The sequence below is a fragment of the Pedobacter sp. L105 genome (genome assembly GCF_009765875.1).
Lineage (GTDB): Bacteria > Bacteroidota > Bacteroidia > Sphingobacteriales > Sphingobacteriaceae > Pedobacter.
Genome location: NZ_LMUP01000014.1, coordinates 736,545 through 754,499, shown reverse-complemented (window position 1 = coordinate 754,499; position 17,955 = coordinate 736,545). Strand labels below are relative to the sequence as shown.

11 protein-coding genes are annotated in these 17,955 nt (G+C 42.7%); 9 read left to right on the top strand and 2 right to left on the bottom strand.

Annotation, left to right across the window (positions count from 1 at the left end):
* The first annotated feature begins 5 nt into the window (after positions 1-5).
* The 8 genes from vgrG to GSQ84_RS26380 are packed head-to-tail and all read left to right on the top strand — an operon-like array spanning position 6 to position 15,167.
* Positions 6-1,811, top strand: coding sequence for a type VI secretion system tip protein VgrG (vgrG, locus tag GSQ84_RS26415; RefSeq protein ID WP_158800356.1), 1,806 nt, complete (start codon positions 6-8; stop codon positions 1,809-1,811).
* A 17-nt stretch (positions 1,812-1,828) separates the two neighbouring features.
* Positions 1,829-2,125 (top strand): PAAR domain-containing protein, encoded by a 297-nt coding sequence (locus tag GSQ84_RS26410; protein WP_216849039.1) that lies wholly within the window; start codon positions 1,829-1,831, stop codon positions 2,123-2,125.
* A 4-nt stretch (positions 2,126-2,129) separates the two neighbouring features.
* On the top strand, positions 2,130-2,549 hold the full coding sequence (locus tag GSQ84_RS26405; protein ID WP_158800354.1) for a GPW/gp25 family protein: 420 nt from the start codon (positions 2,130-2,132) through the stop codon (positions 2,547-2,549).
* A gap of 9 nt (positions 2,550-2,558) precedes the next feature.
* Positions 2,559-6,302 (top strand): hypothetical protein, encoded by a 3,744-nt coding sequence (locus GSQ84_RS26400; protein WP_158800353.1) that lies wholly within the window; start codon positions 2,559-2,561, stop codon positions 6,300-6,302.
* A 20-nt stretch (positions 6,303-6,322) separates the two neighbouring features.
* Positions 6,323-7,102, top strand: coding sequence for an adhesin (locus GSQ84_RS26395; protein ID WP_158800352.1), 780 nt, complete (start codon positions 6,323-6,325; stop codon positions 7,100-7,102).
* Positions 7,103-7,105: 3 nt separating this feature from the next.
* A complete protein-coding gene (locus tag GSQ84_RS26390) occupies positions 7,106-9,985 on the top strand; it encodes a hypothetical protein (protein ID WP_158800351.1) in 2,880 nt (959 codons plus the stop codon).
* Complete coding sequence (locus GSQ84_RS26385; protein ID WP_158800350.1) at positions 9,982-13,824, top strand: contractile injection system tape measure protein; 3,843 nt, start codon at positions 9,982-9,984, stop codon at positions 13,822-13,824. The genes GSQ84_RS26390 and GSQ84_RS26385 overlap by 4 nt, the downstream gene beginning before the upstream one ends.
* Complete coding sequence (locus GSQ84_RS26380; protein WP_216849038.1) at positions 13,815-15,167, top strand: ATP-binding protein; 1,353 nt, start codon at positions 13,815-13,817, stop codon at positions 15,165-15,167. Before GSQ84_RS26385 ends, GSQ84_RS26380 begins: the two co-directional genes overlap by 10 nt.
* 17 nt (positions 15,168-15,184) lie before the next feature.
* On the opposite strand, the gene GSQ84_RS26375 is transcribed toward GSQ84_RS26380, so the two are convergent.
* Both GSQ84_RS26375 and GSQ84_RS26370 read right to left on the bottom strand, forming a co-directional pair.
* Positions 15,185-16,585: a DUF4157 domain-containing protein gene (locus GSQ84_RS26375; RefSeq protein ID WP_158800349.1), complete on the bottom strand. Its 1,401-nt coding sequence runs from the start codon at positions 16,583-16,585 to the stop codon at positions 15,185-15,187.
* Positions 16,586-16,639: 54 nt separating this feature from the next.
* Positions 16,640-17,425 (bottom strand): DUF4239 domain-containing protein, encoded by a 786-nt coding sequence (locus GSQ84_RS26370; protein ID WP_158800348.1) that lies wholly within the window; start codon positions 17,423-17,425, stop codon positions 16,640-16,642.
* A gap of 149 nt (positions 17,426-17,574) precedes the next feature.
* Here GSQ84_RS26370 and GSQ84_RS26365 point away from each other — a divergent pair, with 149 nt between their 5' ends.
* Complete coding sequence (locus GSQ84_RS26365) at positions 17,575-17,946, top strand: hypothetical protein (RefSeq protein ID WP_158800347.1); 372 nt, start codon at positions 17,575-17,577, stop codon at positions 17,944-17,946.
* Positions 17,947-17,955: the final 9 nt, after the last annotated feature.

Genomic DNA, 17,955 nt, shown 5'->3' with positions numbered 1-17,955 from the left:
GATAAATGGCTGCAGTATCCCCTTACAATAACATCACTGACCTGTCTATCCGCGTTACCATCACGGTTAACGGAGCAGTAATTAAAGACACTTTAGGTATCATTTCCGTTGACATCACACATGAGATCAATAAAATATCTTTTGCAGAAGTAGTGCTTACCGGAGAGATCGATATAGAAAGTGCTTCGCTGGAGGAGACCGATGGAGATGATTTTAGCCCTGGTCATCCTATTAAGATAACCGCCGGATATGGTGACACAGGCGAGGTCAGCATTTTTGAAGGGCTTATTGTAAGCCACGGGGTAGAAATTGATTCGGGCGCTTCTTACAGGCTTAAGCTTTTATGTAAGCATCAGGCTGTACGGCTTACTTTTAACCAGAAGGAAGCCGAGTTCAAAGACAAAACAGACAGTGATGTGATCACTGCTATTTTTGGAAATTATGGATTGGCTTGCACGGTTGACAGCACCACGGCGCCTAATGAAAACTTCTTTCAAAAGCTGGCAACCGATTGGGATATTGTTTTATCCAGGGCAGAATTTAACGGATTTATCCTGGTGACAGATGGTGATACTATTAAGATCGGAAAACCGCTGTTTACTTCTTCACCGGTAATAAAAGTAACTTTAGGAGAATCTATCATGTCTTTTAATGCAGAACTCAATTCCGAAAACCAGCCATCTGTGATAGAAGCCACTGCCTGGGACAGTAAAACACAGGCCCTGCTCAAGTCAACCGCCACAGAACCTGAAGTGAATGAACAGGGAAACCTCAAAGCAAAAGACCTTCCTGCTAAGTTGAGTCAGGAGAAGCTCAGCTTAAATGCAGCCACTGCCCTCTCTTCAGAAGAGTTAAAAACCTGGGCCGATGGCCGGCTCCTGCGGATGCGGCTTGCCGCTTTTAAAGGCAGTGTTACTTTTACCGGAAATGCAACGGTAAAAACAGGAGGTCTGATCACCATTGAAGGTGTAGGGAAAAAGTTTAACGGCGATGCTTTTGTATCTGCTGTATCCCACAACATTGAACAGGGTTCATGGAAAACCACTGTTGGATTTGGCCTGGATAACCGGTACATCTCCGCAAGCCAGGATTTCTCTACTACTACGGCAAACGGTCAGATACCTGCTTTACAGGGTTTACAGATCGGCACCGTCAAACAACTGGCCTCAGATCCTTTATCGGCCAACAGAATTTTGGTCACCATGCCCTCCAATGCGGCCACACCAAGTGGTGTATGGGCAAGAATGGCTAATTTTTATGCCACTTCAACGGCAGGGCTCGGCTTTTTACCCGAAGTAGGTGATGAAGTAGTACTGGGTTTCCTGGATAACGACCCTCGTTTTCCGGTGATCTTAGGTTCTCTGTATAGTACAAAAAATGCATCGCCAAACCCGGCGACGGATGAAAATAACTACATCAAAAGCATTACCACCAAAAGCAAGCTGAAGGTAACTTTTGATGATGAAAATAAAGTCATAAAAATTGAAACACCCGGTGCCAATATGTTAACGATCAGCGACCTGGATAAGTCGATAGAGATCAAAGACCAGAATGAAAATACGCTTAAAATGAGTGCCGATGGCATCATGCTGAGCAGCAATAAGGATATCACGATAGATACCAAAGGCAATTTAAAGCTTTCTGCGGTCAGCAAGATCACTTTATCTTCCAGTGGTGGCGATGTACAGATCGCAGGAAATAATATCACCAACACGGCGAACATCGGCTTTACTGCCAAAGGTAACGCTACCGCAGAAGTTTCCGCTTCCGGACAAACTACCATCAAAGGAGCTATAGTAATGATTAACTAAATGATAACCATATGGGAATGATGGCCGCACGACTTACAGATTTTCACACCTGCCCCATGGTTACACCAGGGCTTCCACCAATTCCGCATGTAGGCGGCCCCATTATAGGACCGGGTGCCCCTACGGTATTGATTGGCAAATTACCCGCAGCGGTACTGGGCGACAATGTTGTTTGCGTAGGTCCGCCAGATGCGATCGTTAAAGGATCTGCAACGGTCATGATCTGCGGAAAACCTGCCGCACGAATGGGTGATACTACGGCACATGGAGGTGCAATTATACTGGGGTGCCCTACAGTTTTAATAGGAGGCTAATCATATGGATCATGAAGGAAAAGCTTTTTTAGGACGCGGGTGGAGTTTCCCCCCATCGTTCGACAGGATCAATAATGCCAATCAGATGTCGTCCGGTTTAACCGATATCGAAGAAAGCATCCGCATCATCCTGGGTACTACCCCCGGAGAGAGGATTATGCAGCCTAAGTTTGGCTGTGACATCAAAAAAATGGTGTTTGAGCAACTCAGTACCAATTTAATTACGCAGATCAACCATATCATCGCACATGCCTTACTCAATTTTGAACCCAGGATCATGTTCATTCAGGCAGAGCTTTTAGAACAGGCCAATACAGAAGGAATGGTTCATATGCGTATAGATTATTCAGTGATCACCACCAACACCAGGCACAATATTGTCTATCCTTTTTACCTGGCAGAAGGCACTAACGTATCTTTTTAATCATCGATCATGGGAACAGAACTAAAGCCTGAAATTAAAGATGGCATGAGCCAATCTGAAAGGTATCTTTCTTCACTGGATCCCGCTTATTTTGGTATCGATGAAAAGGATACTACCGATCTGCTTAAAATGCTGGCAGATCTTTCCGGCCAGTTCAACTATTACAATTTCTCTAACCAGATTGAGGGCGACTGGAATGCTTTTTTAACCTCAGATATTGATATCCTGATCTCCCTCTTGTCAAAGCTGGATAGCAGGACAACTACCGACGCCTATAGGAAACTAACCGCTAAAGTACAGGGGGCTGAAAGTGAAAAGCAGCTGATCAGCAGCCTGAAAAATGTCCTTCAATTTATACTGGATTTTATACAGCTTCAAATCAATTATCACGACCGTTTTGAAACAGCTGGTAACCTGGGGCATGCCTTTCACTTTGAAACGGCCACGCCCGCTTTTATGCGCCATCTTCAAAAACTATATACCTATAACCGCAATGCAGAAGAGTTGTTTGGAGATGAAACCGGCCTCTCTTTTGACCAAAAATTATTGGATTATCTCTATCAGAGCAATTTCGACGTCATTGAAGACCCTTTTACCCACGGCAGCAGCCTCCGCGAAAAGATTCTGCTGGCTATCCCCTATTTTGATCAGTTGGTTTCAGACCTGGATACGCACTATGGAAAACTGCTGGATACCTGCCGCCATTACCTCAAAACACAATCGCTCGATGGGAACGTATATGATCCCCACGTGGCTTTACTGATCACCTTCCTGCACCTCTATCATTACCTGCAGCAGCCTGTTAACCAGCTGATGAAAAAACATCTCGATTTCTTTTACCGGGATATCATTGGCATACAAAACAGGAAAGAACAATTAGATCTGGTACATCTGGTAATTGAACCAGCCCCCGCTGTTAACGGTACATTTACCTTAAATAGCGGAGAACAGGTGTTTGCGGAAATCCCTGGTTATCAGGAAAAATTGCTGTATAACCTGGTGAACGATACACAGATATCAGGAGCACAGATTGCCGAATTAAAAACCCTGTTTATCAGTAACAAGCAGCAGGTAAAAGGCAAAAAAAGCACTGCGGGAGACGTGAGTGAATTGCAGGTTTATCAGGGAGATTATCCCCTATCTACCACCGCCTGGCCATTATTAGGTGAAGAGCAAAGTGAACTGTCGCTGCAGCAAAAAACGATGCTGGCTTCAGACGTGGGACTGCTGGTGGCCTCTCCGCTTTTTTACCAGACCGATGGACAACGTGATTTTAAGATCAGTTTTTTTATCCAGCGGCAGTCCTTCAATCAATTTGAACAGCATGTAGAAAATTTATCCGCCGCCTCTGCCATCAGTAAAGAGGTGCTGATGCTAGAACTGCTTAATCAAAGTTTTGTAATCGCCATTACCGGGGCCACGGGCTGGACCAGTATTCAGGACTATGCCGTATCCAAAGCATCAGCTGCAGACAAAGATCCTTATATAGAGGTAAAGTTTAAAATGGACCCTGCAGCAGAGGCCGTTGCAGTGTACAATAATAAGGTGCATGGACATGATTTCGGCCTGCAATGGCCTATTGTCAGGCTACTGCTCAATAATCTGTCTTTTCACCACCCCTATACTTTTTTGTCTTTTTTCATCATTGAGCGCATTACCGTAAAAGTGGAGGTAAAAGGATCAAAACGGGTTAAACTAAAAAATAACCTGGGCGATCTGTACAGTGGCGCACCCTTCCAGCCTTTTGGCCCTACTCCGGTGGTGGGCTCTTACCTCGATATAAAAAACACCGCCATTTTTAACCGTTACACCACTGATTTTTGTCTGCGTTTATATTGGTTCAACCTCCCGGCAGAAGATGATGGATTTAAAGGGTATTACACCGGATATGATTATCCATTTACCAACCAATCTTTTAAAATACAGCTCAATAGCACCGCCGATGCAAAAGCAGTTACCGATCCTGAAGAACAGCAGGTATTTCAATTGTTCGATTACGGGATAGAAAATGGCAAAGAGCAGTTAAAAGCGCGCACTAAAATTACCGGTATCGATTTTAGACGGATAAAATTCGACAATACCCTGGCGCTCGACCAGGAATGGACATCTCCAGAACCGCTATTTAACCAGGGAACGGTACGGTTAGAACTCACAGCGCCTTTTGAGGCCTTTGGCCAGCGGATGTATTCGCGGGTATTTACCGATGCGGCAGAGTACAACACAAAAAGGTTTGTCAAAAAGCGGCCTATGCCCAACCAGCCTTACGTTCCTGTAGTTAAGTCGCTCACTATAGATTATACCCTGGAACATTCAGAACTGACCAGCGGAAATTCCTATACCGAAGAAGAGGAAATTATCATGGTCCACCTTTATCCATTTGGTTATGATAAATTTTATACCGGTAAAAATGCTAAGCATAATTTCTTTGTGCCACCGGCCGATCAGGAAAGTAATTTATTTATAGGTTTCAGGGACCTGGTTCCGGGTCAGGAATTATCCCTTTTATTTCAGCTCTCAGAAGATAACTTTCATCACTCCGTACAGGAGCCCGAAAAAATAAACTGGAGTCATCTGGCCGGCAACCAATGGGTCTCTATTCCGGCAGGGGGCGTATTACAGGATACGACTGTTAATTTCATCAATTCTGGCGTGGTTACACTAAAAATACCCGAATGGATAGAAAAAAATAATACCATCCTAAATCCTGATTTGTACTGGTTAAGGGCATCCCTGCCAGGCAAAAGCTCCGTAAATGCCAGGGCAACTGCCATCTTTCCCCAGGCGGTGATTGCCAGGCGACAGCCTGGGCAAATCCTGTTTCCCGCGCATTCCTATATGTTGCCTAAAGAAGCTGTCAAAGGCTTTTACAGAAATGTTCCGGGAGTAAAAGCAGTCCGCCAGTTCTTCACTTCTTTTGGCGGTCAGCCACAGGAATCCGAACGTCAATACAACATCAGGGTAAGTGAAAGGCTAAGGCACAAGCAGCGCCAGTTGTCTATCCTTGATATTTCTCAGGCCGTGCTGGATGCTTTTCCTCAGATCCTGATGGTAAAATGTTATTCCGGTGCCGATATTCACGTGGTGGTTATTCCTAAAGAGCAGGAAGATGGCAGCTTTTTTAGTCAGGAGCCCAGGGTAAACCTCTCTCTGTTATATGCCATTAAAAAATTCCTTACACAATCTGTTTCCCCTTTTATACGCATAGAAGTGGCTAACCCCATTTATGAAAGGATAATGGTGGTGGCTACTGTAAAATTTAAACATCCTGAAACTGTTCGCCAGAGTAACGGGCATTACTTAAAGCTGATGGATCAGGATATAAAAAAGTATATCTCTGCCTGGTTGTACAATCCGAAATCCGACTTCCGGATCGGTTCAAAGATATACGTGTCAGAAATCCTCAACTACCTGCAGCACCGGTCATATATAGACTATATTACCGGGTTCTCCATGATCCATTTTTACAAAGTGTGGGACAAAAGGGAAGAAAATTGGTACGCACAGATCAGGGATACTTCCGTTTCCCCTACCGATTACCTGCGCGGTTCTACGCAGGGGGCTATCCTGATTGCTGCCGATACACATCTGCTGACGGTAACCGAGACACCCTCACCAGAGGAAGCAGAAAAATCTGGTATCGGCGACTTTTCTATTGGCAGCGGGCTGCTTATTAACCCACCCCCGGCAGCAGAAACGCCAGATCAGGACACAACACCTTTACCCGACGAACTGTACGACTTCATCGTTTTTTAACCTCTATAAAACAGCACCTCATGTTCAAAAATAAGATACATAGCCGCGAAGACCTGAAAAAATTCTTTCGTAACGGAGGGATACCCACAGAAAATCACTTTTCCAATCTGATTGATTCAATGATCAATAAACAGGATGATGGTCTTTCTAAAGATGACGACAATGGGCTGATCCTCTCCTCACGCGGAAACTCAAAAAAACTGATCACCCTGTATAAAAACATGGACGATCTGAACCCTTTTTTCTACCTGGAGAAAGATGAGCAGGAAATAGACGGACTGCGTTTTACGCCTGCTGAAGATCAGGATGAAAATATAAAAGAGCAAAACAGCTTCTTCTTCCATGTTAACGGCAGCCTCGGTGTAGGTACACGCAGCAACAAAGATTATAAACTGGAGGTAGACGGCTTTGCCGCTATGGAAGGCCGCGTAGGTACTTTTGTACAGGGGCAAATCCCTGCTGACGGGCACTGGCATACCATTGTAGATCATCTGGACAACTGCCAGGCTTTTGAAGTAGTTGCCCGTACCGGCAAAAAAGGGTTTGGGAAATTTGCTATCCTGCATGCCTATGCCTTAAGTGCCTTTGGAAAATCGAATAGCAGGATCAGGAGAACCTGTGCGTATTACGGGTTTTTCTGGAACAAGATCGGCATCCGCTGGAAAAGTATAAACACCCACGACTATGCCCTGCAGGTGCGCACCAACTGTAATTACGGTCGGGATATTTCTATCCATTACAAAGTAACCAGGTTATGGGACGATGAAAAATTCCTGAATGACAACCATTACTACTCCTAACCTATGGACCTGCAGCCTGAAAATAACAGTATCATTGATAAAAACCGGATGCAGGAGCATGCACTGGATTTTAATTTCCTGCGCACCAAAGGAATTGAACTGATACAACAATTTGCAGGCAAACAATGGTCGGATTTTAACCTGCATGATCCCGGCATCACCATGCTGGAATATCTATGTTACGGCCTTACCGATGTAGCCTACAGAACTACCTTTCCCATTACTGATCTGCTGGCGGATAAAAAAGGAAATATTAACCGGGCACATAACTTCTTTCTGACAAAAGAAGAAGCACTTTCCTCGGGGCCTGTTACCATAAATGATTACCGTAAACTATTGATCGATCTGCTTCCCGGCGTGGATGACGTATGGCTGGAACCTATTACCTCTCCATATGGCTCCCGTTACAGTAAAGGGGTTTATCAGGTGGTCATCAAGCCGTCCGTAACTGTAATTAACCAGTTAGCCGCAGCGGTAGACGCAGCAGTTGATGAAATTACAGGCCAGCTGATCAGGTCTGTACGGGCAATCTTAATGGATTACAGGAACATTGGTGACCACTACGAAGTATTCCGGGTATTACGCCCGCAGCCAGTGTATATCAAAGCAGCAATCGTTATTGAAAAAAGTGCGGATCCGGAAGTGGTGATGACCGCCATCTATAAAGTACTGGCAGCGGTCTTAAACCCTATCGTTACGTATTGTACTGAAGCGGAACTGCTGGCCAAAGGATATGCGATAGAAGATATTTATGCCGGCCCATTACTGCAAAATGGGATTATTCCCGACCACGAACTAAAGGACCGGATCACCGGCCTCGACCCATTCAGGCTGATTAAGGTTATTTCAGGGGTAAAAGGCATTATCAGCATCAGGCAACTTCAGCTTTCTTCCAACGGTAAAGATTACGACAGCAAAATTCTGCCTATCGACGAAAGGTACTTTCCTTATCTGATGACGGATGAGGTAAATCCAGACATCACCTTGTACAATGACAATTATCCGCTGTATATCCAGAAGCTGGACGTGCTTAAAAAAGAACAGCAGGCAAAAAGAAAAATGGGTGTAACTGGTATATCAAAAAAACCGGAGGTACAACTCAAGGGAAATTATAAAAGCCTGCAGGATTATGTTTCTATTCAAACCTTATTTCCGGCGATCTACGGGATCAGTGAGGAAACCCCGGCGTCAAGGCTGCCTGCAGACGAAATTGCCAAAAGCAGGCAGTTAAAAGCTTACCTGATGTTATTTGAACAGCTGCTAGCCAACTCGCTTTCACAGCTGGCCAGCATCAGTGATCTTTTCTCTACAGATTTATCAGTGGCGGCTACTTATCACTTTCAGCCTTTATACGATGTTCCGGATGCGAAATATATTTTAAAAGCTTTTACCGATGGAAACGACTCGTTAAGTACAGCCAGTTGGGAAGCGTTCAAACATGATCCCGACAATGATTTTATCCGTGCGGTTAAACCGTTAATGGAAACGGATGAAGAACACAAAGACCGAAAAAAAAGGGCTTTCGACCATATACTTTCCAGGTTTAATATTGCAGTGCACAAACACCCGGTATTCCTGTATGAATTTTATTATGACAACAACAATTCCGGTCAGCGTACCGATCTGGAAATCCGGTGGAAAGCCGCCATACTGCGCAACCTTTCTGCCTTTACCAGTAACCGCATCAAAGCAGACAATTACCTTACATTAAGCGAAGATGAGGGGCTGGAAAATGGCTTTGGGCGCAAAATGTCCCTCCTGCTGCATATTAAAAGCGGATCGAGACGAAGGTTAAGTAAGATCATTGAAAAATATAAAAACCATTTATTAGTTAACACACCTGCAGGAAAGGAAAATCTGCCAGAAGAAGTAGTTCGCTTTAACTGGCGGGATGAAGAACTGAGCATCCTGTTTAACACCGATGAAAAGGAAATAGCAGACAATCCATCTCTTACACATCGGGTAACTTTTAAGCAGCAGTCAGAACTCCTGTTTCAATCAGCTATGGTACTTAAAAACTACCGGATCATACCCTATCCTTTAGCAGAAAGTAATGAATTTGTCCTGCTCTTTAAACATCCGCAGGAAATAGTTTGGAACAGGCTGAGCAAACATCCGGATGAGTATGCTGCGTTAAAGGCCCTAAAAAAAACAATGCATTATTTTAAGCAGCTCAGTATGGATAGCGAAGGTTTTTATATGCTGGAACACCTGCTGCTTAAACCTTCTTTTCAGGAAGAGCAATATGGATTCGAATTTACAGATCAGCATAGCCAGCCTTTGATCAGGCAGTTAAATTGGCAATCCTTTGCGCAAAGGGAAGCAACAGTAGCGGCTTTACTCGAACTGTCGGCTTTATGTACAGCAGACAATTATCTTGACACAGCGGCAAGGTTGTTTGAGTTGTGTATTTTTACGCCTTTCCTGCAGTTTTTCCCCACACCATCAGACCAGCCTTTGCCCGCAGAACAGCAAAAACAGGAAGCTGTAGAATACCTGCTTTACAATTTAAAGCAGTTTGCCTTGCGCAGTGCAGATGTTTACCCTGCCTTCAATTATACCATAAAGCCCGAAAACGGAACGGAGATAGGCGAAGATTTTTTCAATTTCCGGATGACGGTCGTATTTCCTTCCTGGCCAGCGCGTTTCCAGGATAACAGTTTTAGAGAACTGGCAGAAGACCTGTTCAGAGAAGAATGTCCTGCCCACATGAAACTTTCCTTTTTATGGTTATCGCTAAAACAAATGGAGGCTTTTGATACGCTCTATTTTAACTGGCTGGAAGGGCTTAAAGAAGGTGGAGATCCCGTGGCAGCCCATTCCATATCGGAGCAGTTGAGCCGGTTCCTGCTCAACAATCTAACCCTGGAGGATAAGCCATGAGCGAATCGCACTTCTCTATTCAGGAATTGAGTTTTAACCTGGACTTCTTTTCTAAAGAAAAAGCCTATGAACTACAAAACAGGATTAGCCGCCTGTATCACCGGCAGCTACACCATATCCTGAATGATTTCTTTGAAAATAATATTCCAGAAAACCTCCTGATCAGGAAAGACAGCCTCCTGCTTGATCTTGGAACTATATCTGATGGGCAACTGGAAACTGAATTGCCGGAAAGGATCGAAAAAGCATTAAAAGAGCAATTTTATTTACTTCTTTATTCCAGTGATACCGCACACTATTTAACCACCCAGGGCTTCGAAAGCTTACCTGCCGCCTTGGGCTATCGGGATCTGTTGGAATATTACCTGCTTAACGGCACCTTTCCGTGGCAGGCATCTGCCGGGCAGCAGTTTACCTGGAGAAGTATCCTCCAGGAACTTGATCAGCAGAACCGTGATGAACTAGGGGATTTGCTAAAGGAATTTGGTTGGCAACAACAGGTACGCAGAAGAATCGCTTATCAATCGCGCCAGGAAGAAATGGGAATCGTGATCACCGCGATCATCCCTGCAGAAGCAGCTCTGATTCTTTCTTATCAGAAAAAGATTATAAACCTGCAACAGGAAAAGCAGATCGTGAAAGCAGATACTACTGAATTTGCACAATCGGTTTCTTTTTTCATCCTTACCTACCTGCTGGAAGACAAGGGAAGTTTGTTTAGTCAGAAGATGTTTATTAGAAGCATACTGCTTCAAATGGCTGCCCATTATAATATCACCTACAGTCAATTACTTACTGTTTTATATTACGCCCTGCCTTTAAAAAGACCGCTAGCCCATGGGGGCAGTTCTTTATTTGAATTGGTTGAAGAACTACAACAGGAAAATCTGGAGCCGGTCGGCTTTACTACCGCTCCTCTTCAACCAGGAATAGGTATAACGAGATCGGCCTTACTGCTGACCAACAAAACCAGCCTATTGCAATACTATTTATCGCAGGGATCACTTCCGGTTTGGTCGTCATCTTTTAGCTTCAGTAAAGCAGATCTCAGCACCATGTTAAAGGAAGGGATGCATACCATTCCTGCCACACTCAGGGAAATGATTTTTTCCTTAGCTACTCAGGAAACTGTTATAGAACGAATCGGCCAATTGCTGCCGATAAATGAGCTTGCCGGGTTCATTCGTTTTTTATGGCCTCATGATGCAGATTTCATCGGGGAATTCTTGCTGTTGTTGCTCCAATCAAAAGGTAAAAAACTAATAATGAATGGCTATACAGGTTCATTTGAAGTCCTGCTGCAGCAAATGATTATGCGTTATCTGGTGACTGCAAATACACCTGGTTTTAACAAAAACAATTTCATCAGGTTTAGCCTGGAATATATTTCAACCTACAGTAACACGGAAATTAAGACCATACTGAATACACTGATCAATGGTACCGGTACATCCGATAATGTTCAGATTTCAACTCATTTGCGCCTGCTTAAAAATTCAGCAGAAACCAATCCTGTTAGTAATCTTATTTTGGCTACGCCCCGCTATTCCAGCCTTCCGGACGGCTCTTCTTCTATCCCTGTTGCGCAGTCCATAGAAATCAATCAAAATACACTTTCAGATATCCTCCATTATTTTCTGCAGTATGGAACTATGCCCTGGTGGGGCCAGAAATACAGCAGTCAGTCGCCAGAAAGTTTACTCAGAAAATTATATACTTTATCTCCGCATAAAGCCTTAATGGTATTCAAAAGAGCCGGGATGCAAAAAAGATCAAGGCAAAGATTCTTGTGGCAATTTAATGAGGAACTCATTTATTTATTGTTTCGTCTTTTGCCGGAATGGGATATTGTGGAGGCAACAATTGAAACAGCAATTGAGCTGATAGAATCCATACCGGAATTAAACCTCAGTCAATTATCCTTAAAACATCTGATAATTGAAGCTACCTGGAGCGGTTATATGCGGTTTGAATATACTGCTTTTGAGACGCATCATTTTTACCGGTATATTTTTGAGCATTTATTACAGTTAACGGCTTTGCAAAAGAACAGTCAGGTTCCTGATCAGCACCATGATCTTCCCTATCATTGGATTACAGATCTGTTGAAACAAAATAAATGGGAACTACAGGAAATTTTGCAGCGCTGGCAAAATTTCCATCAATCAGGTACAATAGACAAAAATAGTTATACGACAGTATCTCAGTTTGGGCAGCTCATTAAACACCTGGACAACAGCACAAGGGATCTATTGATCTCTCCTGCTGAAATAACCACCGGGAAAATCCAATATAAAAATGTGGATCTGTTGATTCTTCAGCATAGGGGTTCAAAGGTGATAGAATCCCCTGAAGAACGGCAAAAACAGGTGGTCGGTTTACTTGAATACTATCTGACCTGGAACCGCTTGCCAGATACCCTGCATACGATAACCCAACAGGAGCTTGACGACCACCTTTCTGAAATGCTGCTTTTACTCTATAACCAAAACCGTGATGCCTTAAAGCAGTTATTACAAAGCGAAAAACATTCTTCCAGTGCCCGTATGCACCTGCATCGGTTATTTCTGCCCGACCGCAAGGGAGGCGACCATAAACAATTGAGTTTATTACTGGATCATTATATAGAAAAAGACGCCTTACAGTATATCAAAGAAATTGCTGAACATGGAAATTTAGCCGGCGCGCAGGAACTCAAACCCGTACTTGACCGTTTGCTGGAGAGTGCAAGAAGCGGGGCCACAGATGAACTCACTTTGCTGTTAAAATCAATTCCACTTACCAAATACATGGCCAGAAACTATGGGGAAGAAACTGTAAACTGGCTAATTGACCACCGCTCGAGTAGCGACCTCACCTTCAAAGTTCAAAGCAACCTGGTTAGAAACTTACTGCTGGAGCTGATCAATGATACCCATGAAAAACAAAGTCTGCGGATCTTGCTCAATGAAGCTACTCTTTTCTACTTATCAGGAATGGAAAAGCCAAAAAACGTAATGGGTTATATCAAATACCTATTTAGTTTTTTATCAGGTTCAGTTTATGCTTCAGCAAATCTTTTCACTATTTTGCTGCGTAAAATAAAAACAGATACCCTTTTGCTGGCAGAACATAAAGATCTGTCAACGGCTATCAAACGCGAATTGGAGCAATATTCACAAATCCGCGAACAGGAAGCGGCTATAAAACATGCGATAGAAAAAAGCGAACGGAATTTAAAGGAAGCCGATGCAGCGGCAAAAGGTGTGCGGGAAAAAATAGAACAGGAACTGGCTATACAACAGCTTCAGGAAGAACAAAAAAGAAGAAAAAAGATGGAACCTATCCTGGAAAAAGGGAACAAATTATACGTAAACAATTCTGGTTTAATACTGCTGCACCCATTTCTGAGCACTTATTTTACCCGCCTCCAGCTGATGGATAAAGGCGATTTTGTTAATGCTGAGGCGCGGGCCAGAGCAGTACATTTATTGCAGTACCTCGCTTTTAACACTACCGCGCATCCGGAGCAGGAATTGGTGCTCAACAAGATTATATGTAACCATCCTTTACATGAACCTTTGCCTCTAGAAATTGTCCTCACGCCAGAAGAAGCAGATTTATCACTGGAATTGCTGAAGGTGGTCATTGAGCGGTCGGGCAAACTCTCCAGTACTTCTGTAGAAGGTTTCCAGGCATCTTTTTTACAGCGGCAGGGTGTGATTGCCGAGACTGAGGAAACCTGGATGTTAAGGGTGGAACAAAGAGGCTACGATATCATTTTGCAAACCTTGCCCTGGGCATTTGGGATAATCAGATTTCAGTGGATGGACAAAACAATAACAGTAGAATGGATATGACCCCTGCACAGCTCAATGCAGCCAGCCTTACAGCCGAAATGTTATGGTTAGCACAAGTGATAGAAACCCGTATGCAATTGTATTGGGGACAAACTAGTGCCCATACCGACATTGCTGAGGTATTACCTCCAGATCTGAGTGAAGATCAATCGATGTATGCACAGATGGTGAAATATTACAGCTTTAGCTTCGACGAAAGAATGATTTTGCTGCTTGCCCTGGTACCACACGTACAACCCCAATTGCTGGATGTCTTCTTTGTAAAAAACAGTACTTACGATAGAGGATTTACAGAATTTGGAGGAATTAAAGGACAGCAATTTACCGGCTTTTTACCTACTGGCGAAACAGCTGCTTTCGTCCTCGCTGCGGGCAATTTAGAAAAGCGCTTTTCTCTTGGAATGATTTTTGGCGAACATCATCCTTTTCGCAAGCATAATATTTTGAAATTGGTTTCTTCGCACGCCGACGAACCCGCTTTAAGCGGTGCCCTTCAAATTTCTACCGAATACCTGAGTTATTTTACCAGTGGTGTTGCTCACCACCCAGACTTTGGCCCTAACTTCCCGGCTAAGCGTCTCTACACTAATTTAGACTGGGCGGATCTGGTACTGGATCAGATTACGCGCAATGAAGTTGAAGAAATCAAGGATTGGATTACCTATGGCAATACCTTATTGAACGACTGGGGTATGAGTCGTACGATAAAGCCTGGATATCGTGCGTTGTTTTATGGCCCTCCCGGCACGGGTAAAACATTGACAGCAAGTCTGCTGGGTAAGACTACCGGACTGGACGTTTACCGGATTGATCTCTCTATGGTGGTATCCAAATATATTGGCGAAACAGAAAAGAATTTAGGCAATGTATTTGATCAGGCAGAAAACAAAAATTGGGTTTTATTTTTTGATGAGGCCGATGCGCTGTTTGGCAAGCGTACGCAAACTAGCAGTTCCAATGACCGCCATGCAAACCAGGAAGTGTCGTACTTGCTGCAGCGGATAGAAGACTTCCCGGGAATCATCATCTTGGCTACAAACCTGAAAGCCAATCTGGACGATGCGTTCAGCCGCCGCTTTCAGGCGATGATTCATTTTGCTTTGCCAGATGCAGAACACCGGTACCAACTTTGGAAACAGGCTTTTTCTCCGCAGGTGGTGCTTGAAGATAAAGTAGATCTCGAAGAAATTGCGCAGAAGTATGAGCTGGCTGGTGGTTCGATTATCAATATAGTTCGCTACTCCACACTAATGGCCATAAAAAGAGGCGATTCGACTTTATTATATAAAGATATTTTAACCGGTATAAAACGGGAATTAGGCAAAGACGGAAAATCATTGTAATACAATTCCAATTATCCTTAATTATTTTTTGTCGCTGCGTAGGCAGTAGAATTATGCTCTGCCACAACTTCTATCGGCAACTTTATATCATTAGAATTTATTGAAGCACTAACTCTTTGTTCTAAACGAGCCTGGTAATCCGCACCTGTTATATTTACGATATTGCTACCAAATTGGCTCTTAAATTTAGCATCAGTAATTGGCCAATAGTTATTTTTATTATCGTTATGAATTTCCAATTTAAGAAATTTAAATTTATTTAGATTTTCACGTTTATGAAGTTGTGCCATACCTTTAATAAAGAGCTTATCAACGGTGTCAAAATTTGGTGAAGTACTTGCTTTAAATTCAATGGCAGTTTGTTCTAACGGCAATTTGTTTAAATCTCCTGTCTCTTTGTTCTTTTCAAATTTTTCACTAATTAGTTCGATATCTGCATTTTCATCTGTGTCAACACCCAGAACTGCGAAATTATTTCTATTATTCGCACCAAATTGAGTGTATTGGGCAGCTTTTTGTGCTTCATATAAGTAGGCCTGGCTTTTATTATAATAATTATTTGCCCAGACTTTATATCCTCCAGCCATTTGATTTGCAAAATCATCATAATTAGAATCACCAACAACAGTAATTCCATGTATTTTTTCAACGTAACTTGATACGATGTCCATTACATTACCTTGATAATTCAATGTAGCAGATACTGCTTCAGTACCCTCATCCAAATCTGAATCCACAGTTCTCTGAACAATTTCGGTTTTTGAAAAAGATATTTTTTCTGACCCTATATTTTTATTTTGTTGTACAGGTAATGACTGATTAGCCGAAATCCTGAAAGATGCTGCTCCCATTACATCTGCTTCATTCTCCAGTCCTTTATCATCATTAACTGCTACACCGCCCTTCATCTGTGTCGTTGGCTGTACCCTGCCTTGTTTCTGCTGTACTACATGCCAGGCTTCATGAGGCAAATGTTTTTCCTGCCCAGGCCCTACATGGATATCCGTTCCCTGTGCATAGGCCAACGCTTGCAGTTGAGCTGGTTTATCCGAATTGTAATGCACCTTTACATCATCCATACCCATACCTGAAAGATTCTCTACACCTTCTTTCAATTGGTCAGGCAATCCTGTTTGATTTGCTTTTTTCTGTACTATAGCTTTAGCTTGTATCGGTTCTTCTTCCTCAATTTCAATTCTCTGAATTATAGATTTAGCTTGAACAGGTTCCTCTTCCTCTATATCCTTTTTCTGAATTATAGATTTAGCTTGTATCGGTTCCTCCTCCTCGATTTCAATTTTCTGAATGGGTTTATTTTGCTGCACAGACACTGCTGGAAGACTATTTGCATTACCTCCATTTCTTTCGGTTATTGAAGAATTGTTTTGTACTGATTTCTTAGATATTGAATTGAACATAAAAGCTAATTTAAGGTAAACAACAAAATCAAAAACACAACAGACAGGTCTGGACTAAATGTCCTCTTTATCCATTAGTAATATACTTTTATAAGCATCCGGCTCTATCTTCATTTTACCCGTAAATGGATGGTCTAAGATGATAATGATATAAATAACCAGCCCTATAAAAGTACCTAATAAACCATTTACAAACACATGTAATCGCCAGCTTTCTACATCAAGCAGCATAGCAAAAACCAATATAATCGCTCCCCCGGCCAGTAAGGGTACCCATATTTCAAAAGGAATTGATGAAGAAGAATCTAACTGGCGCAGGCTGCGGTAGGTAGCCAGTTCATTTAACTGCCTGAACATTTGCGCAGAATAAGCATCGCGCATATCCAATTGCCCCATGGTTTCAAAAACCTTATTAAATGAATCGCGGTTATGCTTATCCAGAGGTTTCATAGTTTCCATATCCGGAAACTCCTGTTCTACTACAGAATGTACGTAAAGCAGATAAACAGTTTTTAATTTGGCTACTTTGGCAGGTTGCGGGTAATATCTGATATCTCTGTATAATGCCTTGGCCGAACTGGCTTCCTGACTCGCATCTTTTTGGGCACCATTCAAAGAATCCCACACAAAAAACACCACAAAGCCCAGCAGTAATCCGTAGAATCCACCAAGCGTGGCAAATATGTAACCTACCACTTCGTTATGCGAACGAAGGGGCCGAAAGACTACATATTTACGAAAGCAATAAGTCCCGATACTCCCTATTGCCGCAAATAAAAGCAGAATAATAACTAATAATAACGAAGGGGGTATTTGCAGCATAAAATAAGTAAAATCCATGATATGATTATTTGAATATGACCAAAATTCTCAAATAAGACAGATTTTTTTACACGTTAAACTACGCGATTAAATAACTACGTAAATTTACTTATACATTGACGTGCGCAGCACTGGAAAAGTTATATATTTAGAAAAAAAACCAAATTATGTCGAATCCAAACAACTTCCGTCTTCCAACTGACACAGCTATTGCCTACACGGCCAAATGGCGAGAACTACAAGCATTAAATCCTACTGATCCCAGAGGGAAGGTGCGTGCATTTACCGTACACATGTCTGAGCTAAAAGCTATTATCGATGAACTCGATGTTAAAACAGTTCGTTTCTATTTAGGTATCAATTCCTCCAATACAGAAACGCTTGTTTTGGTAGGTGTAAATGATGACAACGAGGACATGATCCACTATAAATGTAAAGAAGAAGATGGAACTTTAGTAGATAAAGCCGGAACCTATGATTTCACTTATCCTTGTCCGGATACCTGCGCAGCCGGAACTTCTCCATTAAATCAGGACTAATTCTTCACG

What these genes read in the sequence shown, in the direction of transcription:
- vgrG (WP_158800356.1), top strand. Translation starts at nt 6, where the DNA reads ATGGCTGCAGTATCCCCTTACAATAACATCACTGACCTGTCTATCCGC.
- GSQ84_RS26410 (WP_216849039.1), top strand. Translation starts at nt 1,829, where the DNA reads ATGATGGCCGCACGACTTACAGATTTTCACACCTGCCCCATGGTTACA.
- GSQ84_RS26405 (WP_158800354.1), top strand. Translation starts at nt 2,130, where the DNA reads ATGGATCATGAAGGAAAAGCTTTTTTAGGACGCGGGTGGAGTTTCCCC.
- GSQ84_RS26400 (WP_158800353.1), top strand. Translation starts at nt 2,559, where the DNA reads ATGGGAACAGAACTAAAGCCTGAAATTAAAGATGGCATGAGCCAATCT.
- GSQ84_RS26395 (WP_158800352.1), top strand. Translation starts at nt 6,323, where the DNA reads ATGTTCAAAAATAAGATACATAGCCGCGAAGACCTGAAAAAATTCTTT.
- GSQ84_RS26390 (WP_158800351.1), top strand. Translation starts at nt 7,106, where the DNA reads ATGGACCTGCAGCCTGAAAATAACAGTATCATTGATAAAAACCGGATG.
- GSQ84_RS26385 (WP_158800350.1), top strand. Translation starts at nt 9,982, where the DNA reads ATGAGCGAATCGCACTTCTCTATTCAGGAATTGAGTTTTAACCTGGAC.
- GSQ84_RS26380 (WP_216849038.1), top strand. Translation starts at nt 13,815, where the DNA reads ATGGATATGACCCCTGCACAGCTCAATGCAGCCAGCCTTACAGCCGAA.
- GSQ84_RS26375 (WP_158800349.1), bottom strand. Translation starts at nt 16,585, where the DNA reads ATGTTCAATTCAATATCTAAGAAATCAGTACAAAACAATTCTTCAATA.
- GSQ84_RS26370 (WP_158800348.1), bottom strand. Translation starts at nt 17,425, where the DNA reads ATGGATTTTACTTATTTTATGCTGCAAATACCCCCTTCGTTATTATTA.
- GSQ84_RS26365 (WP_158800347.1), top strand. Translation starts at nt 17,575, where the DNA reads ATGTCGAATCCAAACAACTTCCGTCTTCCAACTGACACAGCTATTGCC.